General features: G+C 70.5%; 25 protein-coding genes and 2 tRNA genes. 7 read left to right on the top strand and 20 right to left on the bottom strand.

Annotated features, from left to right (window positions below; translation table 11 throughout):
- Nucleotides 1–1,036 (bottom strand): threonine synthase (locus GUY59_RS30835; protein WP_330849235.1); only part of this gene is annotated, 1,036 nt, incomplete at its 3' end.
- Nucleotides 1,037–1,092: 56 nt separating this feature from the next.
- Here GUY59_RS30835 and GUY59_RS30840 point away from each other — a divergent pair.
- The gene (locus GUY59_RS30840; protein ID WP_138203550.1) at nt 1,093–2,535 is read left to right on the top strand and encodes an amidase; all 1,443 of its coding nucleotides are present in this window, start codon (nt 1,093–1,095) and stop codon (nt 2,533–2,535) included.
- A 137-nt stretch (nt 2,536–2,672) separates the two neighbouring features.
- On the opposite strand, the gene GUY59_RS30845 is transcribed toward GUY59_RS30840, so the two are convergent.
- Genes GUY59_RS30845 through deoC form a run of 4 tightly spaced genes read right to left on the bottom strand, consistent with a single transcriptional unit; the run spans nt 2,673 to nt 6,075 of the window.
- Nucleotides 2,673–3,518 carry an aldehyde dehydrogenase family protein gene (locus GUY59_RS30845; RefSeq protein WP_132332781.1) on the bottom strand — a complete coding sequence of 282 codons (846 nt, stop codon included), beginning with the start codon at nt 3,516–3,518 and terminating at the stop codon, nt 2,673–2,675.
- Nucleotides 3,511–3,723, bottom strand: a complete 213-nt coding sequence (locus tag GUY59_RS30850; RefSeq protein ID WP_132332782.1) for a hypothetical protein — start codon at nt 3,721–3,723, stop codon at nt 3,511–3,513. Before GUY59_RS30850 ends, GUY59_RS30845 begins: the two co-directional genes overlap by 8 nt.
- Nucleotides 3,716–5,146 carry an aldehyde dehydrogenase family protein gene (locus tag GUY59_RS30855; protein ID WP_138203548.1) on the bottom strand — a complete coding sequence of 477 codons (1,431 nt, stop codon included), beginning with the start codon at nt 5,144–5,146 and terminating at the stop codon, nt 3,716–3,718. The genes GUY59_RS30850 and GUY59_RS30855 overlap by 8 nt, the downstream gene beginning before the upstream one ends.
- Entirely contained in the window at nt 5,146–6,075 is a 930-nt protein-coding gene (deoC, locus tag GUY59_RS30860) for a deoxyribose-phosphate aldolase (RefSeq protein ID WP_252375072.1), read from the bottom strand. The genes GUY59_RS30855 and deoC overlap by 1 nt, the downstream gene beginning before the upstream one ends.
- A 197-nt stretch (nt 6,076–6,272) precedes the next feature.
- On the opposite strand from deoC, the gene GUY59_RS47755 reads away from it, so the two are divergent.
- Nucleotides 6,273–6,419 (top strand): hypothetical protein, encoded by a 147-nt coding sequence (locus tag GUY59_RS47755; protein ID WP_165959596.1) that lies wholly within the window; start codon nt 6,273–6,275, stop codon nt 6,417–6,419.
- A 122-nt stretch (nt 6,420–6,541) separates the two neighbouring features.
- A complete protein-coding gene (locus GUY59_RS50925) occupies nt 6,542–9,397 on the top strand; it encodes a helix-turn-helix transcriptional regulator (protein WP_289514123.1) in 2,856 nt (951 codons plus the stop codon).
- A 6-nt stretch (nt 9,398–9,403) separates the two neighbouring features.
- Here GUY59_RS50925 and GUY59_RS30870 read toward each other — a convergent pair whose 3' ends face one another.
- The 13 genes from GUY59_RS30870 to GUY59_RS30930 all read right to left on the bottom strand — a co-directional run bounded on the left by GUY59_RS30870 (nt 9,404) and on the right by GUY59_RS30930 (nt 17,632).
- Entirely contained in the window at nt 9,404–9,970 is a 567-nt protein-coding gene (locus GUY59_RS30870) for a TMEM165/GDT1 family protein (RefSeq protein WP_138203542.1), read from the bottom strand.
- Nucleotides 9,971–10,191: 221 nt separating this feature from the next.
- Complete coding sequence (locus GUY59_RS30875; RefSeq protein ID WP_138203540.1) at nt 10,192–11,229, bottom strand: UDP-N-acetylmuramate dehydrogenase; 1,038 nt, start codon at nt 11,227–11,229, stop codon at nt 10,192–10,194.
- Nucleotides 11,230–11,280: 51 nt separating this feature from the next.
- Complete coding sequence (locus GUY59_RS30880) at nt 11,281–12,456, bottom strand: hypothetical protein (RefSeq protein WP_138203538.1); 1,176 nt, start codon at nt 12,454–12,456, stop codon at nt 11,281–11,283.
- 55 nt (nt 12,457–12,511) lie between these two features.
- Complete coding sequence (locus GUY59_RS30885) at nt 12,512–12,940, bottom strand: MaoC family dehydratase (protein WP_138203536.1); 429 nt, start codon at nt 12,938–12,940, stop codon at nt 12,512–12,514.
- Nucleotides 12,940–13,389 carry a MaoC family dehydratase N-terminal domain-containing protein gene (locus GUY59_RS30890; protein WP_138203534.1) on the bottom strand — a complete coding sequence of 150 codons (450 nt, stop codon included), beginning with the start codon at nt 13,387–13,389 and terminating at the stop codon, nt 12,940–12,942. Before GUY59_RS30890 ends, GUY59_RS30885 begins: the two co-directional genes overlap by 1 nt.
- A gap of 517 nt (nt 13,390–13,906) precedes the next feature.
- On the bottom strand, nt 13,907–14,071 hold the full coding sequence (rpmG, locus tag GUY59_RS30895; RefSeq protein WP_019632658.1) for a 50S ribosomal protein L33: 165 nt from the start codon (nt 14,069–14,071) through the stop codon (nt 13,907–13,909).
- Nucleotides 14,072–14,141: 70 nt separating this feature from the next.
- Nucleotides 14,142–14,215, bottom strand: a tRNA-Met gene (locus GUY59_RS30900).
- Nucleotides 14,216–14,504: 289 nt separating this feature from the next.
- On the bottom strand, nt 14,505–14,942 hold the full coding sequence (locus GUY59_RS30905; RefSeq protein WP_138203532.1) for a hypothetical protein: 438 nt from the start codon (nt 14,940–14,942) through the stop codon (nt 14,505–14,507).
- 299 nt (nt 14,943–15,241) lie between these two features.
- Nucleotides 15,242–15,314: transfer RNA gene (locus GUY59_RS30910), tRNA-Thr, on the bottom strand.
- A 39-nt stretch (nt 15,315–15,353) separates the two neighbouring features.
- Nucleotides 15,354–15,584, bottom strand: coding sequence for a transposase (locus GUY59_RS30915; RefSeq protein ID WP_138203530.1), 231 nt, complete (start codon nt 15,582–15,584; stop codon nt 15,354–15,356).
- A 70-nt stretch (nt 15,585–15,654) separates the two neighbouring features.
- Entirely contained in the window at nt 15,655–16,200 is a 546-nt protein-coding gene (locus GUY59_RS30920) for a C40 family peptidase (RefSeq protein ID WP_252375071.1), read from the bottom strand.
- A gap of 41 nt (nt 16,201–16,241) precedes the next feature.
- Nucleotides 16,242–17,246: a lysozyme gene (locus tag GUY59_RS30925; RefSeq protein WP_161714781.1), complete on the bottom strand. Its 1,005-nt coding sequence runs from the start codon at nt 17,244–17,246 to the stop codon at nt 16,242–16,244.
- The gene (locus GUY59_RS30930; RefSeq protein WP_138203525.1) at nt 17,243–17,632 is read right to left on the bottom strand and encodes an AAA family ATPase; all 390 of its coding nucleotides are present in this window, start codon (nt 17,630–17,632) and stop codon (nt 17,243–17,245) included. The genes GUY59_RS30925 and GUY59_RS30930 overlap by 4 nt, the downstream gene beginning before the upstream one ends.
- Nucleotides 17,633–17,890: 258 nt before the next feature.
- Here GUY59_RS30930 and GUY59_RS30935 point away from each other — a divergent pair, with 258 nt between their 5' ends.
- From GUY59_RS30935 to GUY59_RS30945, 3 genes are read left to right on the top strand one after another with little or no spacing between them, the layout of a single operon-like run.
- On the top strand, nt 17,891–18,832 hold the full coding sequence (locus GUY59_RS30935) for an ATP-binding cassette domain-containing protein (protein WP_138203523.1): 942 nt from the start codon (nt 17,891–17,893) through the stop codon (nt 18,830–18,832).
- On the top strand, nt 18,813–19,556 hold the full coding sequence (locus GUY59_RS30940; RefSeq protein ID WP_138203521.1) for an ABC transporter permease: 744 nt from the start codon (nt 18,813–18,815) through the stop codon (nt 19,554–19,556). Before GUY59_RS30935 ends, GUY59_RS30940 begins: the two co-directional genes overlap by 20 nt.
- 19 nt (nt 19,557–19,575) lie before the next feature.
- Nucleotides 19,576–20,085 (top strand): NUDIX hydrolase, encoded by a 510-nt coding sequence (locus GUY59_RS30945; RefSeq protein ID WP_138203519.1) that lies wholly within the window; start codon nt 19,576–19,578, stop codon nt 20,083–20,085.
- Here GUY59_RS30945 and GUY59_RS30950 read toward each other — a convergent pair.
- A complete protein-coding gene (locus GUY59_RS30950; RefSeq protein ID WP_201761543.1) occupies nt 20,047–20,226 on the bottom strand; it encodes a hypothetical protein in 180 nt (59 codons plus the stop codon). The genes GUY59_RS30945 and GUY59_RS30950 overlap by 39 nt on opposite strands.
- Nucleotides 20,227–20,510: 284 nt before the next feature.
- On the opposite strand from GUY59_RS30950, the gene GUY59_RS30955 reads away from it, so the two are divergent.
- Entirely contained in the window at nt 20,511–20,882 is a 372-nt protein-coding gene (locus GUY59_RS30955) for a hypothetical protein (protein ID WP_132332796.1), read from the top strand.
- 13 nt (nt 20,883–20,895) lie between these two features.
- Here the strand turns inward: GUY59_RS30955 and GUY59_RS30960 are convergent, their stop codons facing one another.
- Nucleotides 20,896–21,387 (bottom strand): MarR family winged helix-turn-helix transcriptional regulator, encoded by a 492-nt coding sequence (locus GUY59_RS30960; protein ID WP_138203517.1) that lies wholly within the window; start codon nt 21,385–21,387, stop codon nt 20,896–20,898.
- Nucleotides 21,388–21,442 lie beyond the last annotated feature (55 nt).

A 21,442-nucleotide genomic window follows, 5' to 3' on the forward strand; every position in this document is an offset into this window, starting at 1 on the left:
CCCCTGCCGCCCCCGACAGCTCCTGCCACATGCCCTGCCCGGCCAGGTCGCGCTGCGCGGCGCGCAGTTCCTCGTCGGTCAGCAGCACCGCCTCGCCGCCGCTGTCCCGCACGGCCAGCACCCCCCGGTGCCCGCCGACCGGCCCGGCGATGCCGTACGCGTCGCTGCGCCCGAGCTCGACGATCGCGGCGGGCGCGCCGGTGGACAGCGCCCTGGCGTGGGGGCCGCCCGCGGCGGTCTCGCAGGAGTACATCCGGGGCAGGGCGCCGGCGACCCCGAGCCGGCGGAGCTCCGTGAACCCCTTCCACACCCCGTAGAGCAGCTCGGCGTAGCCGGTGGGCGCGAAGACGGCCGCGGGTGCCCGCCCGAGCTGCCGGAACAGCTCGTACGCGATCGTCTTGTAGCCCTCCGGCCCGAACGGGTGCCCGGTGTGGGTCACGGTCTGGTTGCTGACGGGGTGGTAGCCGAGCCGGTCGACGACCTCGCGCAGCAGCGGCCAGCGCGCCTCGACGGGCACGGACACGACCTTGGCGCCGTACGAGCGGGCGAACGCCTGGACGGCGGGCGGCGAGGCGGCGGAGGTCAGCACGATCGCGGGCAGCCCGGCCCTTGCCGCGTAGGCGGCGGCCGAGGCGCCGTGGTTGCCGGAGGAGGCCACGACGATGCCGGGCGCGCCCGAGGCGAGGGCGGCGCTCACGGCCACCCGGTTCAGGCGGTCCTTGTGGGACCAGGTGGGGTTGCGCGACTCGTCCTTGACGTGAACGCCGTCGAACTCCAACAGCGGCGTCCCGCCCTCCCCCAGCGTGGGCGCCTCCAGGGGCGGCAGGAGCGGCGACCAGCGCGCGATGTCGGGGCCGGGCTCCTGAACGAACAGCGCGAGGTCGACCTGGTCGTAGTCGTAGTCGACGTCGAGCGGGTAGGCGATCTCGTCGGTGCTGGTCCGGGGGCAGCCCCGGGTAAGCGGCGGGAACAGCGGAAATTCGGCCGAGGGGTCACCGAGGGAGCGCTGACGGCGGGCGAGGGACGGTCCGTTCACGCGTACCGACCTTATACAGGCTCGCGTCCCCATGGGAAAAGCTGCACACTCTAGTCATGTTGTGGGCAGGCAGGTCCGCTGTCGAGATGGCGACGGCCGTCAGGAACGGGGACGTCACGGCCGTGACCGTCGTCGAGGAGCATCTCCATGCCATCTCGGAGCGCGACCCGAGGTTACGGGCGTTCCGACTGGTCAGAGAGCAGGCGGTGGACGAGGCGCGCGCGTTACAGAAGCGGCGCGACCTCGCGGAGCTGCCGCTGGCGGGCGTGCCGGTGGCGGTGAAGGACAACGTGGAGGTGGCCGGCGAGGCCATGCGCGCCGGTTCGAGGGCGACGCCCGACGTGCCCGCGCGGCGGGACCACGAGACGGTGGCCCGCCTGCGCGCGGCGGGCGCGGTGGTCGTCGGCCTGACGAACCTGCCGGAGCTGGGGCTGGTCGCGTTCGGCGACAGCGCCTACGGCATCGCGCGCAACCCGTGGGACCTGGCGCGCACGCCGGGCGGCTCGTCGTCGGGCAGCGCCGCGGCGGTGGCCGCTGGCATGGTGCCGCTGGCGCTCGGCAACGACGGCATGGGTTCGGTACGCATCCCGGCGGCGTGCTGCGGGGTGCTGGGCATCAAGCCGGGCACCGGGCTGGTGCCGCCGCCCTCCGACGACTGGGACCGGTTGTGCGAGAACGGCCCGCTGGCCCGGACGGCGCCGGACCTGGCGCTGGCGCTGTCGGTGCTGGCGGCGGACCCGGCGCTGGCCCGTGCGTGGCGGTCGGGGCGGCGGGAGGAGCCGAGCCCGCCCATGTTGCGTTCGGTCTGGGCCGACGACGACAAGGTGTGGGAGCCGCAGCCGCCGTCCGACGGCCCTGAGCCGTTCGACCTTCGGGTGGCGTGCGCCCCGCAGCCGCTGCCCGCGGGCCTGACCGTGGACAAGGAGTTCCAGGCCGCCGTACGCGCGGCGGGCGAGACGTTGCGCGTGGCCGGGCACACGGTGGTCGAGCACACCCGGAAGCTGCCCGCCTTTCTGGGGCCGGCGTCGGTGGCGGCGTGGCTGGTCAGGACCGCGGCGGCGGCGGAAGGCCTGGACAGGGGGCGGTTGGAGCGGCGTACGCGGGCGCTGAGCCGCGCGGGCCGGGCCCTCGGCGCGCTCAAGCTGGACGGCTCGCACGGCCGGGAGCGCTGGAGCGGCTACGGCGCCGACCAGTGGTTCGGCAATGCCGACGCCATGATCATGCCCGCTCTGGCCGGGCTCCCGCCGCTGGCCGACCGCTGGGGGTCGCGCGGTTTCGTCCGCAACACGGTGACGAACGTCAGGTACGCCCCCGCCACCGGCGCGTGGAACATGTGCGGCTGGCCCGCGATCAGCGTGCCGATCGCCACGCATTCGACCGCGCTGCCCATCGCGGTGCAGATCGTGGCCCCGCCGGGCGGCGAGCCTCATCTGCTCGGCCTGGCGGCGCAGTTGCAGGCCGCGCATCCGCCGCTCAGGCCGCCGGGCCTCGGCTTCTGAGACCCCGACGACGTCCGGCAGGCCGCCGCCCGCTCCGCCGGCACCGCCAGGATCGCGGCCGGGGTCCGGTGGGACCCGTCGAACCTCTTCGGCCTGGACCACAACGTCCCCCCGGCCTGAACCGGGGGACGGCGTGGTCAGATGCCGATCGGGTGCCAGACGGTCTTGGTCTCGAGGAACCGGGTCATCCGCCCGGTCCCGGGGTCGGCCGTCCAGTCCTGCGGCGCGGGCCGCAGCACCCGCTTGAGGTTCTCCGCCGCCGCCTGCTCGCACCGCAGCGCGAGATCGGCGTCGTCGACCCCGGTCAGGTCGAGCCCGTTGACGTCCATGTGGCCGGCCAGCCACGGAGCCAGCTCGGCCTGCGACCCGGTCAGGATGTTGACGACCCCGCCCGGCAGGTCGGACGTGGCCAGCACCTCGGCCAGGGTGATCGCCGCGAGCGGGGACGGCTCGGAGGCCACCACCACGCAGGTGTTGCCGGTGACGATCACGGGGGCGACCACCGACACCAGCCCGAGCAGCGGATCGGCGGGTGCCACGACGGCCACCACGCCGGTCGGCTCGGGCGACGACAGGTTGAAGTAGGGTCCGGCCACCGGGTTGGCCGCACCGTGCACCGCGGCTATCTTGTCGGACCACCCCGCGTACCAGACGAGCCGGTCGACCGTCGCGTCGACCCGCTCGGCCGCCGCCCGCTTGCCGCCGCCGAGTTCCTCGGCGAACTGGCCGCGCCGGCCCTCCAGCATCTCGGCCACGCGGTAGAGGATCTGCCCCCGGTTGTAAGGGGTGGCGCCCGACCAGCCGGGGAACGCCTTGCGGGCGGCCACCACGGCGTCCCGGGCGTCCTTGCGCGAGGCGCGCGAGGCGTTGGCGAGGAAGTCTCCCTTGGCCGAGGTCACAGGGTAGGACCTCCCACTTTCCGAGCGCGGGAACGCCCCTCCGATGTACAGCTTGTAGGTCTTTCTGACAGACAGCCTACTCATCGCCGCGCCCCCTCCACGTGGATTCCTGCGACATCTCGACCAGCACGAACACGTGGCCGCACCGGCTCACGCCGCAGCGGTGCGCGAACAGGCCGGTGCGCACGGGACGCCCGGCCCTGGCGAAGGCGTGCCCGGTCGCGGCGCGCCCGCGGCGCAGCCCGCACCTGGAGCCGGGCGTGCGGCCCGGTTGGTGACGCTCACACATCAAGGTACGCCTCCAGCCCGTGCAGCCCGCCTTCCCTGCCGTATCCCGACTCCTTGTAGCCGCCGAACGGCGAGGCCGGGTCGAACTTGTTGAACGTGTTGGCCCAGACGACCCCGGCCCTCAGCCGGTCGGCCATCCACAGGATGCGCGAGCCCTTCTCCGTCCAGATGCCGGCGGACAGCCCGTACGGCGTGTTGTTGGCCTTCTCGACGGCCTCGGCCGGCGTGCGGAAGGTCAGCACCGACAACACGGGACCGAAGATCTCCGCTCTGGCGATGCTGTGCGACTGCGCGACCCCGGTGAAGACGGTCGGCGGGAACCAGAACCCCTTGTCCGGCAGCTCGCAGGCGGGCGACCAGCGCTGGGCGCCCTCGCTCTCGCCGAGGTCGCTCAGCGAACGGATCTTCGCCAGCTGCTCGGCGGAGTTGATCGCGCCGATGTCGGTGTTCTTGTCGAGCGGGTCGCCCAGCCTGAGCGTGCTCAGCCGCCTGCGCAGCGACTCCAGCACCTCCTCCTCCACGGACTCCTGCACCAGCAGCCGCGACCCGGCGCAGCACACGTGGCCCTGGTTGAAGAAGATGCCGTTGACGATGCCCTCGACGGCCTGGTCGACGGCGGCGTCCTCGAACACGATGTTGGCCGCCTTGCCGCCCAGCTCCAGGGTCAGCTTCTTGTCGGTGCCCGCCACCGCGCGCGCGATGATGCGGCCCACCTCGGTGGAGCCGGTGAAGGCCACCTTGTCGACGTCGGGGTGGCCGACCACGGCGGCGCCGGTCTCGCCCGCGCCGGTCACGATGTTGACCACGCCCGGCGGCAGCTCGGCCTGGCGGCAGATGTCGGCGAAGACCAGCGCGGTCAGCGGCGTCGTCTCGGCCGGCTTGAGCACCACCGTGTTGCCGCAGGCCAGCGCGGGAGCGATCTTCCAGGCCAGCATGAGCAGCGGGAAGTTCCACGGGATGACCTGCCCGGCCACGCCGAGCGGCCTGGGCTCGCCGAACCCGGCGTAGGCCAGCTTGTCTGCCCACCCCGCGTAGTAGAAGAAGTGGGCCGCCACCAGCGGCACGTCCACGTCGCGCGACTCGCGGATGGGCTTGCCGTTGTCGAGCGACTCCAGCACGGCCAGCTCGCGGGCTCGTTCCTGGATGATGCGCGCGATCCTGAACAGGTATTTCGCCCGCTCCGCGCCGGGCATTGCACTCCACACGCCGAACGCCTTGCGCGCGGCCTGCACGGCCCTGTCGACGTCGTCGGAGGACGCCGTGGCCACCTCGGCCAGCGTCTCCTCGGTGGCGGGGTTGACGGTCTTGAACGGGGTGCCGGAGCCGTCGACGAACTCACCGTTGACGAACAGCCCGTAGGACGGCCTGATGTCGACGACGTCGCGCGACTCGGGCGCGGGTGCGTACTCGAAGATCGCCATCATCAGTCCAGGGTGAAGTAGTCGGGGCCCGCGTAGCGGCCGGTGGACAGCTTCTGGCGCTGCATGAGCAGGTCGTTGAGGAGCGACGACGCGCCCAGCCTGAACCAGCCGGGCGAGAGCCAGTCGTCGCCGGCCGTCTCGTTGACCAGTACCAGGTTCTTGATGGCGTCTTTGGCGGTGCGGATGCCGCCGGCCGGCTTGACCCCCACCTGGCGGCCGGTCGCGTCGCGGAAGTCGCGCACCGCCTCCAGCATGATCAGTGTCACCGGCGGTGTCGCCGCCGGCGACACCTTGCCCGTCGAGGTCTTGATGAAGTCGGCGCCCGCCAGCATCGCCAGCCAGGACGCCCGCCGGACGTTGTCGTAGGTGGCCAGTTCGCCGGTCTCCAGGATCACCTTCAGGTGGGCCGCCCCGCAGGCCGCCTTCACCGCGACGATCTCGTCGTACACCTTCATGTAACGGCCGGACAGGAACGCGCCCCGATCGATCACCATGTCGATCTCGTCGGCGCCGGCCGCCACCGCCGCCGTGGTCTCACCGACCTTGACGTCGAGGGAGGAGCGGCCGCTCGGGAACGCGGTCGCCACGGAGGCCACCTTGACCCCGGTGCCGCCGAGCGCCCCGACAGCCACCGGGACGAGGTCGGGATAGACGCAGACGGCCGCCACCTTGGGCGCGTCACCGCCGGGCCGCACGGCCTTGGCGCACATCGCGCGCACCTTGCCGGCCGTGTCGGCCCCTTCCAGCGTGGTCAGGTCGACCATCGAGATGGCGAGGTCGATGGCCTGCGCCTTGGCCGTTGTCTTGATCGAACGGGTGCCGAGCATCGCCGCCCGCTGGTCCGCGCCGACCCGGTCGACACCGGGCAGGCCGTGCAGGAATGCTCGCAACGCGGTGTCGGACGAAGCGACGTCCGTGAGCGAGGTAGTCACAGTTGACACCCCCACAGCATCGCCGACCAGGGCCTCCACCTCCAAACCAGACCCCCTTAGGGCGGTCGTGCCCCAGGTCCTAGGTATGGCGGGCGTGCCCGCGTACCAGAGATAAGGCATCCACCCGATGTAGGGGCCGGGGCCTTAGCACGAGTCTTGAAGGTGTCAAGGAGAAGCACGAGAACGCAGGAGACACCGTGAATCCCGAGATCGAGTACGAGCTCATGAAGAACCACGCCAGCGAACTGCGCAGGACGGCCGCCGAGCACCGGCGTGTACGCGAGGTGGAGCGGGCGAACAAGGCCGGGCGCCGCTCGGTCTTCCGCAAGCGCCGTTCGTCATGACCGCCCCACGAGTGCCCGGCCACGTTCTCCCTCGTGGCCGGGCCCACGTGCCTCCGTGAAAGCCCGCACAACTCCCGTAAAGGCGTCGAAAGCAACCGATAAGGCATGACATGCTGGATGACATGCGGGGACGATCAGTCAGTCCCGTCTTCGTGGGGCGGCAAGAGGAGCTGAAGGCGCTCTCCGAATCGTTCGACGAGGCGCTCAAAGGGGCGGTGACCGCCGTCCTCGTCGGCGGTGAGGCGGGGGTCGGCAAGACCAGGCTCGTCCAGCGCTTCGCCGAGCACTGCGCCGCCGGGGGCGCGCACGTGCTGTACGGCGGCTGCGTCGAACTGTCCACCGAGGGCCTGGCCTACGCGCCCTTCACCGCCGCGCTCCGGCAGCTCGTCAGGGAGCGGGGACCCGACACGGTGACCGGGCTGCTGCCCGACGGCGCCGCACGCGACCTCGCCCGGCTGCTGCCCGAGTTCGGCGAGCCCAACGGCGACGGCGAGACCGACGCCGGCCGCGCCAGGCTCTTCGAGCAGTTCCTCACCCTGCTCGAACGCCTCGCGGCGGGCGCTCCCACCATCCTCGTCATCGAGGACATCCACTGGGCCGACAGGTCCAGCCGCGACCTCATCGCCTTCCTCAGCCGCAACCTCCACACGCCGCAGGTCCTCATCGTCATGACCTACCGCTCCGACGACCTGCACCGCCAGCACCCGCTCAGGCCGGTGCTGGCGGAGCTGGGGCGGGTCAACGGCGTGCACCGGCTCGACCTGCCCCGCCTGTCGAGGGACGAGGTCGCCCAGCAGATGACCGGCATCCTCGGCGAGGTTCCGCAGTACGCCAAGGTGCAGAAGGTCTACGAGAGCAGCGAGGGCATCCCGCTGTTCGTCGAGGCGCTGCTCGACAGCGGCGAGGACTGCACCGTCCCCGACTCCATGCAGGACCTCATCCTCAGCGCCGTCGAACGCCTGCCCGAGGAGACCCAGCGTGTGCTGCGCGTCGCCGCGGCCGGCGGCACCCGGGTCAGCCACGCGCTGCTGGCCGCCGTGAGCGGCCTGTCCGACATCGAGCTGGAGACCGCGCTGCGTCCCGCGATCGCGGGCAACGTGCTGCAGATCGCCGACAGCCGCGCCTACGTCTTCCGCCACTCCCTGATCCGCGAGGCCGTCCACGACGAGCTACTGCCCGGCGAGCACCAGCGGCTGCACGCCAGGTACGCCGAGGAGATCTCCAAGGACCGCAGGCTGGTCCCGCCGGGCCGCGCCGCCGTCGAACTGGCCCACCACTGGTACGGCGCCCGCGACGACCACTGGGCGCTCATCTCCGCCTGGGAGGCCGCGCAGAAGTCGTTCAAGGCGTACGCCTACACCGAGGCCGTCCCGCTGCTCGAACGGGTCCTCATGTTGTGGGACCGCGTGCCCGACGCGGCCGAGCTCATCCACGCCGACCACACCGCCGTCCTGGAACGGGCCTCCGAGGCCGCCAACGCCGGCGGCGACGTCGACGCGGCGCTCAAATTCGTCAAAGGCGCACTCTCCGGGCTGGACGAGGCCGTGGAGCCGGCGCGGGTGGCCCAGCTGATCGTTCGGCGGGCCGGCATCAAGAACTCCAAGGGACATCCGGGGGTCATCGACGACCTCAGGCACGCGCTGCGGCTCGTACCCGAGAACAGCCCCGACTGGGCCGAGGTCGTCACGCCACTGAGCCGCCAGCTCATGCTGAGGGGCGAGATCACCGAGGCGAGCGAGCTGATCGCCGACGGCCTGCGGCTGGCCAGGGAGTACGGCGAAGCCAGCCTCGAAGCCGACCTGCTGATGAACCTGGCGCTCGGCCACTCGCTCAACGGCGAGCTGGAAACCACGATCATGATCAACGAGCAGGCCCTTGATCTCGGCAGGGCAGCGAACGCCGGTCGCATCATCACCAGAGCCATGGGCAACAACATCGACGCCCTGACCGACATGGGCCGCCACGACGAGGCCCTGCGCATGGCGCAGGACGGCTGGCGGCTCGCCAAGCAGTACGGCAGGCTGCGCGGCAGCGGCCTGTTCATCCTGAACAACCGGGCCGAGGTGCTGGAGTCGCTCGGCCGCTGGGACGAGGCCATCGAGACCGTCGAGACCGCGCTCGGCCACGGGCCCGTCCTGCGCACCCGGTACGCCCTGCTGCGGGTGCGCGCCGACATCGCGCTGGCCAGGGGCGAGCTGCAGCTGACCGAGGGCATCCTGTCCGAGGTCGGCATCCTGAAGGAGCGCCAGGAGGAGTTCGTCCAGGACATCACCCACAACGCCCACCTGCTCATGCGCCGGCACCTCGCCAAGGGTGAGCCCGGCGCCGCCCTGGGCGTGGCCGAGCGGGTGTTGTCGCGTCCCCGACAGTCGAGCAAGGCCATGCTCGGCTGGCGGCTGCTCGCCCTGCTGCGCGAGGTCTGCGACGCCGCCGGGACCGCCGAGCCCGAACGGGCCGCGGCCGTACGCCGTCAGGCCGCTGAGGTGGCGGCCGAGTTGTCGGTCATCGGGCCGGTCGTGGAGGCCTACCGGCTGTCGTACGCGGGGGAGTTCGACGCCGCGGCGGCAGCCTGGGAACGGCTCCAGCGCCCCCACAACCAGGCCAAGGCGCTGCTGCTGGCGGCGTCCGAGACGGCACGCCGCGGCGACCGCGAGGGGGCGGCGACGCGGCTGAAGGCGGCCCTGCCGCTGGCCGAGGCGCTGCGCGCGACGCCGCTCGTCGCGGAGATCGAGGCGCTGTCCCGCCGGGTGGGCGGGCTCACGCAGGGGCAGGACCAGTCGGAGCTGCTGACGCCGCGCGAGCTGGAGGTGCTGCGCCTGGTCACCCAGGGCCGGACCAACCGGGACATCGCGGCCGAGCTGTTCATCTCGGCGAAGACGGTGAGCGTGCACGTGTCCAACATCCTGGCCAAGCTGGGCGTCACCACCCGGGGTGAGGCGGCCGCGGCGGCCCACCGCCTGTCGCTGCTGTCGCCGTGAACCTCCTCAGAGGAACGGCTCGACCAGGAGCGCGATGCCGAACACCGCGAACGCCGCGGCGGCGCCGTACCTGATGATCTTCTCGGGCAGGTGCCTGCCCATCAGCCGCCCGACCACGATGGCCAGCGCGTCCGCCGCCACCATGCCGACCGTCGAGCCGATCCAGGTGCCGACCCAGCCGTGCTGCGTCGCCAGCGTGATCGTGGCCAGCATCGTCTTGTCGCCCAGCTCGCTCAGGAAGAACGCCACCGTCACCGCGATCAGGGCGTTCCTGGTGGTGCGCTTGGCCTTCTGCGCCTCGTCCTCGGTCAGCTCGTCGCCGCGCAACGTCCACGCCGCGAACCCGAGGAAGGCGAGCCCGGCCACCACCGAGATGGCCGTCGTCGGCAGCGCGTCGCCGATCAGGCCGCCCACGGCGACGCTCAGCAGGTGTACGACGGTCGTGGCGATCGTGATGCCCGCGAGCACGGGCCATGTCTTGAAACGGGTCGCGAACGTCATCGCCATGAGCTGGCTCTTGTCGCCGAGCTCGGCCACGAAGATGACGCCGAGACTGATCCAGAACGCTTCCAACGGTCCTCTTCCGCGCGACCGGGCCGGAAGCGATAGACCCGGGGAGATGCGGGCACGGCTTCGGCCCGGCAGCGACTTGTCGCATGGCTGCCAGGCCGAAGGTCTCGTCCGCCCGCGTGAGGCCCATGTGACCGGGCGCGATGAAGCGCCAGTGTGTCGATCACACGATTGGGACTACTCCCCTTCGGTTCCGACCCACCATAACAGGCCGAATTCGCCCGCTATTCCCCCAGGGCGCAGCCCACCAGCACCGGCTCGTTGACCAGCGTGACCCCGAACTTCTCCCGTACCCCGTCACGGACCTGCCTGGCCAGCGCCAGCAGGTCGGCCGTCGTGGCGCGCCCGGTGGGGTTGGTGAGCGCCAGCGTGTGCTTGGTCGAGATGCGTACGGGCCCGAGCTCGTAGCCCTTCGGGAAGCCCGCCTGCTCGATCAGCCACGCGGCGGGCACCTTGACCGACCCGCCGGGCAGCTTCCACTGCGGATGGCCGGGAGCGCGCACCGCCAGCGCCTGCGCCTGCTCGGCCGTCAGGATCGGGTTGGTGAAGAACGAGCCGACGCTGCGCGTGTCGGGGTCGGCCGGGTCGAGCACCATGCCCTTGCCCCGCCGCAGCTCCAGAACCGCCTCACGGGCCTGGGCGAGCGGCACCCGGCTCCCCGTCCCGGCCCCCAACCGGCCTGCCAGCTCCGCGTACGCCAGCGGGCCCGAGGACTCGGAGACGTCCAGCGCGTACGTCACCGCCAGCACCACGTGCCGCGACAGATCGCGTTTGAAGACGCTGTCGCGGTAGGAGAAGCCGCACTGCCGCGCCTCCAGGTCGACCACCTGGCGGGTGAGCCGGTCGTAGGCTCGCACACACCTGATCGTCTGGGCGACCTCCTGGCCGTACGCGCCGACGTTCTGGATGGGAGTCGAGCCGACCAGCCCCGGAATGCCCGACATGCACTCAAGGCCCGACCAGCCCTCGGACACGGCGCGGGCGACCAGCGGGTCCCAGTCCTCGCCCGCCTCGACGGTGACCAGCACCTGCTCGCCGTCACGCGAGACGGTCAGCCCCTGGGTCGCGACCTTGATCACCAGCCCGTCGAACCCCTCGTCGGCGACCACGACGTTGCTGCCCCCGCCGAGCACCAGGGTGGGCACGCCGTTCCTGTCGGCCTCGGCCACCAGGGAGACGAGTTGCTCCGCCGTGGACCCCTCGGCGAAATCGCGGGCGGGCCCGCCCAGGCCCAACGTGGTGTACGGCGCGAGCATCTCCATGGGCCCACAGCTTACGGACAATCCGCCGAGCGGTGGGCGCGGGTCCGCCCGTCAGGCGGAGGCGTGCAGGAGGCGGAGCACCCCGTCATAGTTGCGCCGCGACTCCTGCTCCAGGTAGTCGCCGGGCAGGTCGTCACGGTCGTGACGCTCCACAGGCGGCCGGTCGCGGGGGACGACCAGGGTGCCGTGCAGGGCGAGCGAGAGCTCCAGGTCGGCGTTCGCGCCGTGGTGGGCGTGCTCGGGAAGCGCTCCGATCGCCGCCGACCGGCGCACCGCCATGAGGTCCCCTCTGAGCGCCCGCACCGGGCCCGGCCCCGCCTCGCGCCAGCTTCGACCGTCGTCGAGCGGTTCCGCCCCCCACCAGCCGGCCGCGACGGCCCCTTCGGCGACGGCCGCGATCAGCGGGGTCAGCGCGTCGCCGCGCAGCACAGTGGTCGTCTCCATCAGTACGTGGACCTCGGATTCGTCGAGCCGCAGCAGCTTGGCCCGGCTCTCGCCCCAGGTGGCGGTGCCGCCGCGCCAGTGCGGCCGCTCGGCGACGTGCCAGGCTGCCATGCGCTCGGGCCAGCGGCGGGCCAGGTCGTCCAGCACGTTGCCGGCGCCGTCGACGTTGCCGAGGTCGAGCACGAGCACGCGGGCGCGGGTGTGGTCGATCAGCGACTGCACACACCGCTGTACGTCCTCGGGCCGGCCGTCCACGAGCAGGCCCACGCTCGTGGTGATCTCAGCGGTCTCGACGCGCTGCCGCTCGGTGTTGACGCCGAGGTCGTCGAGGCGGCTGGTGGCCAGCGACGCGTCCCAGGTGCGCTGGGCGTGCAGCATGCCGTCGCCGTCGTCCCCGTGCTGGCCGGGGTCTCCGGAGAAGCCCAGCTCGGCGGCGGGGTTCTGGCGTGCGTGCGTGCCACGCGGCTTGGCCCCGGCCGTACCGACCCCGGTCGCCCGCCGCCCGCCCGCAGTCTCACGGCCCCTGCCGGCGGTGTCCCGCCCGGAACCCGCGCCACCGGCGGGGTCGCGACGCGTGCGTGCGCCCTCTGTGGTGTCGCGGCCCGTGCCTGCCTGGTCGCGACCGGCGACCGCGCCGCCTGCGGTGTCGCGGCCGGTGCCGCCGCTGCCCGCCACGGCCTCGACGCGGGCGGGTCTGAGGTGTCCCGGGGGCTTCGCGTCGGTGACGGCGGAGACGGGGATCGATCGGACCGTGGGCCAGACTTCTCGCGCGGCTTCAGACATACCGTCACGGAGTACCCGGGAGCGGGCCGACTTATCATCGCCGGCCTGCCGGCGTTCAGGACAGCTGCACCACCGCACGCGCCTTGGACAACACCTGAGCGTCGTCCGCCCTGGCGACGAGCCCGACGACGACGCGCTTGTCCTCGAGTTTCGCCTCGATCACGCCGCTGACCGTGATCGTGGCTCCCTGGTCGTCGTCGGGCACGACCACCATCGACGAGAACCGCACGCCGAAGTCGACCACCGCACCCGGATCTCCCGCCCAGTCCGTGACGAACCGCCCGGCCTGCGCCATCGTGTACATCCCGTGCGCGATCACGTCGGGCAGCCCCACCATCTTGGCGAACCGCTCGTTCCAGTGGATCTGGTTGAAGTCGCCGGAGGCGCCGGCGTACATGACGAGGTTGGAGCGGCGCACGCGGTAGTCGACGGTCGTGAGCTCCTGGCCGACCTCGACCTGGTCGTACTTCACCGTGGCGGTCATCAGGCGGCCCCTCCGCGCTCCACGATCGTGTTGTAGGTGACGCAGACGGGCTCGCCCTCGACGGTCGTCACGTCGCTGCGCACGGTCAGCAGCTCGTTGCGGCCGGCGGTGCGGATGTCGGTGATCGTCGCGGTGCTGACCAGCTCGTCGCCGGCGATGACGGGACGTACGTACTCGAAGCGCTGCTCGCCGTGGACGACCATGGCGAAGTTGAGGCCCAGACCGGGGTCGGCCAGGGCCTCGCCGCCGCTCTGCAGGCTGAAGACGATGGGGAACGTGGGCGGCGCGATCACGTCGGGGTAGCCGGCGGCCCGCGCGGCCTCCTTGTCGCGGTAGAGAGGGTTGTTGTCGCCGATCGCGGTGGCGAACTCCCTGATCTTCACCCGGCTGACCTCGTATGGGGCGCTGGGCGGATAGCTCCGGCCCACGAAGTCACGGTTCAAGGCCATCGATGGCTCCTCGTATGTCTCCGACCGAGCGCTGCTGAGGGCGACGGTAACAGAACAACGTTCGGCTGTCGCGAGAGATGGCCGTGATTTTGCCGTGCCGCCCTTGCTTCGAGCAGCCCTGTTCGACCTCGTCGAGAGACGGGCTGACCCGGGACATACCAAACAGAACACCGTTCCGGATATCTCGGAATGCTGCGTTCGGGGCGGAGCACGGTCCTGGCGGGATTTCGCTGTACGAGACGCGCGCCTGGGCCGATGCGACTGCCGCGCTGGACGCCCTGCCCGAGCCGTTGGGCGGGGTCGAGTCGAGGTAGTGGGCCGGCTCAGCCACACCCGCGTTGAACGCGGCCGCCCGGCCGGCGGGCAGGTGCGTCAGGGCACGCCACGAGAGCCGGCCACGGGCCGGAGCCACATGCGGCAGGCGGGGGCGGACACGACGAACCGGCGCCCTGCGAAGGGGGCGCCGGCTGTGCGATGGAACGGATAAGGGGGGCCGATGGCCCTGCCCGGTGCGAACCTAGCGGGTCTCGCGGTGCGCGCGGTGGCAGCGGCAGTTGGGGCAGTATTTCTTCAGCTCAAGCCGATCCGGGTCGTTGCGCCGGTTCTTCCGCGTGATGTAGTTGCGGTGCTTGCACTCCTGGCAGGCCAGCGTGATCTTCGGCCTAACGTCGGTGGCAGCCACTTGGGAGTGCCTTTCTACGTTCGGGACATGGACAGGCCCGTGCCCAGGTCGGTGACCTGGGAATGGGCAGTAGCGGAGGCCGGACTTGAACCGGCGACACAACGATTATGAGCCGTTTGCTCTGCCTGACTGAGCTACTCCGCCTTGAGCCGGTCAACGACACCGGCCATCGTAGAGAATACCCGACGTGGCGAGCACATCGGCAACTCGCTCCATCGGGCAGGCTCTCTCCAGTATGCCCCAGGAACCCCCCAGAACCGAAATCCGGTGCGACGGACGTGCCCGGGAACGGACGCCCCGCATCCACCCGCCGGCCGCGAGACCCGGGAACAGGCTGGACACCTGATCATCGTGATGCCCAGCCGGTGTCCACGACCGTGCGGTACGGCTGACGTACTACGTCATCGCCTGGCGCCTCGCGGCGCCGCACCGGTCATCCGCAGTGGACGTCACGCTTGTACACGTAGCCCTTCTTCCCCGACGTGCCTTCGATGTGGGCGGCCACATCGATGCACTTGTTCTTGGCTGCGACGTAGACAGGACCCGCGTACCGCGAGAAGTCGCCCCAGTCGGTGTCGGCCCAGGAATTCTTGTCGGACGAACGAATCCGCACCGACTTGTAGTCGGACCGACCGTAGTTCGACCCGGAGCCGTAGGCCAGTGCGCAGTTCTTTCCGGTGCGGGCGTTCCACCGGATCTCGAGGAGGCCGTACTTCTGGCCGCCCTTGTTGATGTTGTAGGCTCCCACGAGCTTGTAGCCGCTCCCACAGGGGCTGGCGGCACTGGCGGCACTGGCGGGAGCAGCGCTCGTGGAGATGATCCCGGCTGCGAGCACCCCGGCACTCACAACGGCAGCCAACTTGGTACGCATGCGTTTCTACCTCTCCTCGCCTTCGGCATCTGTAGCCCTGTGAGGATAACGAGTCCCATGCGACACTTTGGGCCATTTGTTCGTTAAGCGCAGCAAAGCAACAAACCACCACTGTGGGAACTGGCTGGGCATACTCGCACCTGGCGGCGGTCAGGAGACATGCGCGAGCCCAGCTGGAGACGTTCTTCGTTCCTACCCGGCTTACGGGTGACGGCGTTAGTCGCGAGAACATGCCCGACGATCACAAAAGCCCGGCCCCGAGATCTCTCGGACCAGGCGTTTTTCCTGCTCAGACTGTGAGCCCCCAAACGGAATCGAACCGTTGACCTTCTCCTTACCATGGAGACGCTCTGCCGACTGAGCTATAGGGGCCTGTCCGTCGCTGCGGACAGGTGTAACCATACACGGCGCTCAGCCCTGATGCGAACTTGTTCCGGCCTCCACGGGGACCTCCGCGTGGCGCCGCGCGGGCAGCTCGATCACCTCGCACAACTCGGCCAGATCGACCAGCCTGGCCACCTGCGCGACCGACGTGCAGTCGGCGATCACGCACCCGTGCCTGCGCACGCGCAGCACCTGCCGGCCGGCCCGGATGGCCGGCAGGACCTCGTAGCCGTCGAGGCCGATCCATCGCCTGTCCATAGCGGCACACACTAGCCGTCGGGTCTCTCAATTTCCGGCCGCCACATGCGTTACCGGCATACCGGATGGGTCAGCGAGATCCGGTACGTGGCGGGCGGTAGCGGTAGAAGCCGGCGAAGTCCTTCTTCTCGGCGATGTCGTCGACGCGCACGATCGCCCCGGTCTCGGGCGCGTTCATCATCGTTCCCTTGCCCAGGTAGATGCCGACGTGATGGGTCTTGACGGTCTTTTTGGTGATCTTGCCGAAGAATGCCAGATCCCCGGGCTTCGGGGACTTCACCCGGCGCATCTTGCGTACGTGCGCGTCGGTGTTGCCCGGTCCCAGCACGTCCCTGCCGTGCGCCAGCGCGTACACCCACCTGGTCAGCCCCGAGCAGTCGAGGCCGCGCGTCCTGGCCGCCGGGCACGGCTTGATCTTCCCTCGGTAACCCCTGCAGGTGCCCTTCGACGGTCCCGGCTCGCCGGCGTGGCCGCCGCCCCAGGCGTACGCGATGCCGTGCCGCTCGATCTCGTAGGCGAGCTGGACGATCCTGGGCGGGAGGGGCAGGCCGAGCGGCATCGAGGCCGTGGCGGTCAGCAGGATCAGCGCTGCCGCCACCGCTGACCGCCGCTTCACCCAAACACCCCTTATAGCCGGGTCTTGGGATACATCCTGCCTTATCGGGCTTTAAGGGTGAGCTTCACCGAACCGACGGTGATGTTCATGCCGACCGTGCCCTTCGCCTTCCTGGGCTTGGTGGTGAACACGAACAGCACCTTCTTCGCCTTCGGCAGCTCCTTGACCCGGCACGTCACCGCCGTACCGCTGAACTTGCACGCCGGCGCCTCGACCACCCGCTGCCCGCCGAACGCGCGCCCCGACACCTTGATGTCCTTGACCGGGTAGGGGCCGGTGTTCGTCACGACCACCTTGTACGACGTCCTGCTCATGGCCTCGCCCGAGACCATCACCTCGGCCGGCGGGTTGGCCAGCGCCCTGAGCCGGGACTCGCTGCCGTTGAACGAGTTCTGGCCGCCGGCCAGCGTGCCCTTGTCCGCCGACTGCCAGAACGTGTGCCGCTTCCAGCCCTTCGGCAGCGACCCCGGATCGCTCCCCCAGCGGGCCAGCCAGAGGGGGTTGGACGCGAACGCGGCCGAGTTCCCCGTACAGGTCCGCCACCAGCTCGTCGTGGTGTGGATGATGGCGTGCCGGCCAGTCGCCCGGCGGTATTTGACCGTGAAGTCCTTGATCCAGGCGACCATGTCCTTCGTGGACAGGCCATAGCAGGAGTTCTTGCCGTTCTTGTCTTTGTACGGATTGTCCTCCAGGTCGAGGACTCCGGGGAGGGTTTGGCCGTCGCTGATCCAGTCGCCGCCATTTTGGAGGAAATAGTCGGCTTGGGCTCTCCCATCGGATTCACGCGGTTGCGCAAAGTGATAGGCGCCGCGGTAGAGGCCCGCCTCCGCGGCACCGCCGAACTGTCCGTCGAAACGCGGGTTGCGGTAGTCGGCGCCCTCGGTGGCCTGCACGAACGCGAATTTCCCGCCGCCCAGGGCCACGTTCTCCCAGTCGACGTCACCGGTCCGGTCGCTGACGTCGACCCCACGGACCCCGCCGGCGGCCTCGGCGACTCCGGTCATCCCGGTCGCCGCGATCACCATGGACAACCACAGACGTTTCACCCCGGAGATCCTTGCGGAGCCGCATACAAATCCGCAAGTCGAGCTATATTCACGCTCTTTGACGTATCGACCGAATAGACCGGCCCCAGCGCGAGCGGCCGCGCCGCCGCCGACCATTCCCGCCACCGCTCGTCATCGACCTCTGCGTCATGGTGGATCGAGTGCCGCGCGCGCCGCTCGTACCGGCTCTCGCCCGCGGCCATCCCGAGTCGCCTGCTCCACTCTCTGGCCTCCACTCCGCCGGGGCTGGAGAGGACGTCCGCCAGCGTCTCCTTGAGGGCATCCTTGGAGAAGACCGGCAACCCGAGTTCGCGGCCGAGCGCGCGGGCCAGTGTGGTCTTCCCCGCTCCCGGCAGCCCGTTCACCAGCACGGTGAGCCTGCGCATGACCCGACATGCTGCCAGAAGCGGCGTCCGAGAGCCCTGTCGAAACAGATTTTCTCCAGCATCGGGATAACCGCACCTCAGAGCCCCGAAATCGGCTTCCGCGGGGTGTACGTCGAGCACGTCGTTTTCGCAGGTCAGCGCCGTATGTGTACGTCATGTTCGCGTTTGCCAAAGAGGGTTTTCCTCCTCAGACTGGACTCATTCCCGACCCCCCGCCCCGACCAGGGGTTTCTTTGCCATGCCCGGAGGAGACCGACCATGATCCACGCCCGGGGCCTGACCCGAGAATTCAAGGTCAAGAAGGAGACCGTCACCGCCGTCGCCGGCATCGATCTCGATGTGGAGGCCGGCCAGCTCGTGGCGTTCCTCGGCCCCAACGGCGCAGGGAAGTCCACCACCCTGCGCATGCTCACCACCCTGCTTCCGCCCACCTCCGGCACCGCCACGGTGGCGGGCCACGACGTGGCCTCGCACCCGGCCGCCGTCCGCTCCCGCATCGGCTACGTCGGCCAGAAGAACAGCGCGGGCGAGAACTTCCTCGTCCGCGACGAACTCGTCACCCAGGGCCGCTGCTACGGCCTCGGCACCAGCGACGCCGCCGCCCGCGCGGACGAACTGCTGGACCTGCTCGACCTCCGGCCGCTGGCCAGACGCAGTCCCGGCACCCTGTCCGGCGGCCAGCGCCGCCGCCTGGACATCGCGCTCGGCCTGATCCACCGCCCCGACCTGCTCTTCCTGGACGAGCCCTCGACGGGCCTCGACCCGAAGAGCCGCGCCGACATCTGGCAGCACATCCTGCTGCTGCGGGAGACGTTCGGCACGACGCTCTTCCTCACCACGCACTACCTGGAGGAGGCCGACAACATGGCCGAGCGCGTGGTGATCATCGACGGCGGGAAGATCATCGCGGACGGCACCGCCGAACGGCTCAAGAACGACCTCGCCGGCGACCACATCACCATCACCACCAGCACCGAGCGGGAGGCGCGGACGGCCGCCCGCATCGGCGACGGGACAGCGACCGGCACCACCGTACGCCTCCAGGTGCCCAACGCCGCCGCCGCGCTGCCCGACTATCTCCGCACCCTGGACGGCGCCGGCATCAAGGTCACCACCGCCGAGACCGCCCGCCCCACCCTTGACGACGTGTTCCTCGCACTTACCGGGAGAAGCCTCACCGATGACGACATTCCTGCGTGACACCACCACCGTCTTCTCGCGCGAGGTCAAACCGTCCCTGCGCGAGCCCGTCGGGCTGCTCTTCGAGATGGGTCAGCCGCTGCTGTTCCTGTTCCTGTTCGGGTCGCTGCTGGACGGCGCGGTCGGCTCGTCGTGGCAGTGGTTCGTGCCGGGCATCCTGGTCATGATGTGCCTGACCGGCCCGCTGGCCGCCGGCTACACGCTGCTGGTCGAGCTGATCGGCGGCTCGATGGAGCGCATGATGGTCACCCCGCTCAACCGCACGGCGATGCTGGTCGGCAGGACCATGAAGGAGATGATCGTCCTGCTGGTCCAGGCGGTGCTGATCATCCTGCTGGCGCTGCCCCTGGGCTTCGAGCTCCATCCGGTGGGCGTGCTGACCGGCCTGGTGCAGCTGGTGATCTTCGGGGTGGGGCTGGGCTCCCTCTCGTTCGTCCTCGCCATCAAGTCGGCGCCCGGCGGCACCCTGTTCTACATCGTCAGCCAGTCGATCATGTTCCCGCTGCTCCTGTGCTCGGGCGTGCTCCTCCCCCTGGACACCGCCCCCGCCTGGCTGCAGGCCATCGGGTACGCCAACCCGGTCACGTACGTCGTCGACGCCCAGCGCGCGCTGTTCGCCGGCGACCTCGCGAACCTGTCCGTCCTGTACGGCACCGCCGCCGCCTGCGCGGTGGCCGCCGTCGGCCTCTACCTGGGCAACCGGGCCATGCGGCGGGGCGTCTGATCGAGGGCACGATGGAGGCATGACTCACCTGGTCGTGACCGGCACGCTCCCCTACATCCCCGTGGCGCACCGCATGGACCTGATGCGCTCCGAGTCCGTCCCGCCGCTGGAGCAGACCACGTGCGCGTTCGCGTTCGTGTCGGACCGTGCGGGCAGAACCCTCATGACGCGCGTGGACCGGCGCGGCTGGGACATCCCCGGCGGCCACCTCGAACCCGGCGAGACCGCGGTCGACGCCGCGGTCCGCGAGCTGTACGAGGAGACCGGCCTGCGCCTGCCCCCGTCCGCGCTGTCCGTCTTCGCCTGGGAACGCATCGAGCTGCTCGCCCCGGCGCCCGACGGCTACCGTTACCCGCCGCTGACGTACATGGTGATGTTCCGTGCCGCACTCCCGGCCCTGGGCTCCCCGACCCAGCCGCCCGCCGGGTCGGAGGCCACGGGGGCCGGGTGGCTGGAGGTCGAGGAGATCACCCGGGTGTGCGCCGGCCGGTCATGGCTGGCCCTGCTGGACGGGGCGGGCCCGCTCTAGGTCGGCGCTGCGGTAGAGCCGCTGGGGGATCCGCGCAAGCGTGGACGGGTGGGCCTGCGGGCCGAGGCCGTACACCTTCTGGAAGCTCATGATGAGGGGGCGCCAGGTGTCCGGGTCGACGCGGTCGTCCGTACCGGCCATGAGGATCTCCTCGTGCACCCAGACCCGCGGTGCCGTCCTCGTTCATGGAGGAGATGAGGACCACGGGGGTGCCGAAGTAGAGGATGTTCGGCTCGATGCGGGTTTGCGTGTAGGTGACGGTGCTCACCACCACCTTTGCGGCGGATCGGGGACGGCGCTGGCGGCCTTCGGACGTCTCGTGGAGGTCACGGCTCGGCTCGGCTCCCCGCGACGCTTGCCTCCGAGGGCGCGGGCGGCAAGGATCGTGAGCCCGCACCATCCGCCGGAGAAGGACTGCTTCCTCCATGAAGATCCGCTACAACCCGCTGCTGGGCTGGACGTTCCTGATCCTGGGCTCGGTCCTGGTCCTCCTGCAGCTCTGGCTCTTCCTGCTCGGGACCTTCAGCCCGACGATCGTCGTCGGGCTGATCGTCGCCGGACTCGGCGTCATCTATCTGCGGCGGCCGTACTTCCGGGTCGAGCCCCAGGCCATCGTCCTCACCGCGCCGGTCGGGCCGGCCGAACGCAGGTTCCCCGTCAGCGCGGGCGGGAGCCCGCGCATGGAGGGCAACCGCATCGTCATCGACGAGGCGGGCGCCGTCCGGAAGGTGCCCGTGCGCAAGGGGATGGCGCACCCGGCGGACTGGGCGGCGTACACCGGCACCCTTCCGCGCTGAGCGGGCACGCCCGTCATTGCCACGCGGGGTCCTGCGCCAGTTTCTCGGCGATGCGGTTGTGGAAGCTCTTGCGGGACAGGGCCTGCTCGATGTCGGTGACCACCTGGGTGAGCGGGTAGGGGATCTCGGCCTCGATGTCGGCGAGGGCCGCCTCGGTGGCCCGCCACTCCGCCGCGAGGCGGCCGACGACCGCGCGGGCGTGGTCGGTGAGCGTGACCTTCTTGCTGCGCGCGTCCTCGCCGGTCACGGTCTGGACCCAACCTGCCTCGCGCATGGCGGCCACCTTCTGGCTGAGCGCCGAGTGGGTCCGTCCGACCGACTCGGCCAGTTCGGTGATGGTCATCGGGCCCAGGGCGTTGAGCCGGAGCAGCTCCATCACGAAGCTCGGTTTGAGGCCGTCGATCTGTTTCTCGGAGTAGAGCCGGGTGATGTCGGCGTCCATCGACGCCTGCAGGGTCCGCAGCGGCCGCCAGAGGCTCTCGCTGGTGGGGTCGTCATCCGTCATGAGGCCATTGTAACAGTACTTATATAAGCACTGTTGATCCTCGGCGGGATTCGCC

The organism is Nonomuraea sp. K271 (genome assembly GCF_009908215.1).
In the GTDB taxonomy this organism is placed as follows: Bacteria; Actinomycetota; Actinomycetes; order Streptosporangiales; family Streptosporangiaceae; genus Nonomuraea; species Nonomuraea longispora.

Coding starts and splice junctions, on each gene's coding strand:
- GUY59_RS30955 (WP_132332796.1), top strand. CDS start 20,511: ATGAAGATCCGCTACAACCCGCTGCTGGGCTGGACGTTCCTGATCCTG.
- GUY59_RS30840 (WP_138203550.1), top strand. CDS start 1,093: ATGTTGTGGGCAGGCAGGTCCGCTGTCGAGATGGCGACGGCCGTCAGG.
- GUY59_RS30845 (WP_132332781.1), bottom strand. CDS start 3,518: ATGAGTAGGCTGTCTGTCAGAAAGACCTACAAGCTGTACATCGGAGGG.
- GUY59_RS30950 (WP_201761543.1), bottom strand. CDS start 20,226: ATGGCCGGTACGGACGACCGCGTCGACCCGGACACCTGGCGCCCCCTC.
- GUY59_RS30915 (WP_138203530.1), bottom strand. CDS start 15,584: ATGGACAGGCGATGGATCGGCCTCGACGGCTACGAGGTCCTGCCGGCC.
- GUY59_RS30940 (WP_138203521.1), top strand. CDS start 18,813: ATGACGACATTCCTGCGTGACACCACCACCGTCTTCTCGCGCGAGGTC.
- GUY59_RS50925 (WP_289514123.1), top strand. CDS start 6,542: ATGCGGGGACGATCAGTCAGTCCCGTCTTCGTGGGGCGGCAAGAGGAG.
- GUY59_RS30880 (WP_138203538.1), bottom strand. CDS start 12,456: ATGTCTGAAGCCGCGCGAGAAGTCTGGCCCACGGTCCGATCGATCCCC.
- GUY59_RS30850 (WP_132332782.1), bottom strand. CDS start 3,723: ATGTGTGAGCGTCACCAACCGGGCCGCACGCCCGGCTCCAGGTGCGGG.
- GUY59_RS30855 (WP_138203548.1), bottom strand. CDS start 5,146: ATGATGGCGATCTTCGAGTACGCACCCGCGCCCGAGTCGCGCGACGTC.
- GUY59_RS30930 (WP_138203525.1), bottom strand. CDS start 17,632: ATGCGCAGGCTCACCGTGCTGGTGAACGGGCTGCCGGGAGCGGGGAAG.
- GUY59_RS30960 (WP_138203517.1), bottom strand. CDS start 21,387: ATGACGGATGACGACCCCACCAGCGAGAGCCTCTGGCGGCCGCTGCGG.
- GUY59_RS30905 (WP_138203532.1), bottom strand. CDS start 14,942: ATGCGTACCAAGTTGGCTGCCGTTGTGAGTGCCGGGGTGCTCGCAGCC.
- GUY59_RS30875 (WP_138203540.1), bottom strand. CDS start 11,229: ATGGAGATGCTCGCGCCGTACACCACGTTGGGCCTGGGCGGGCCCGCC.
- GUY59_RS30890 (WP_138203534.1), bottom strand. CDS start 13,389: ATGGCCTTGAACCGTGACTTCGTGGGCCGGAGCTATCCGCCCAGCGCC.
- GUY59_RS30885 (WP_138203536.1), bottom strand. CDS start 12,940: ATGACCGCCACGGTGAAGTACGACCAGGTCGAGGTCGGCCAGGAGCTC.
- GUY59_RS30935 (WP_138203523.1), top strand. CDS start 17,891: ATGATCCACGCCCGGGGCCTGACCCGAGAATTCAAGGTCAAGAAGGAG.
- GUY59_RS30945 (WP_138203519.1), top strand. CDS start 19,576: ATGACTCACCTGGTCGTGACCGGCACGCTCCCCTACATCCCCGTGGCG.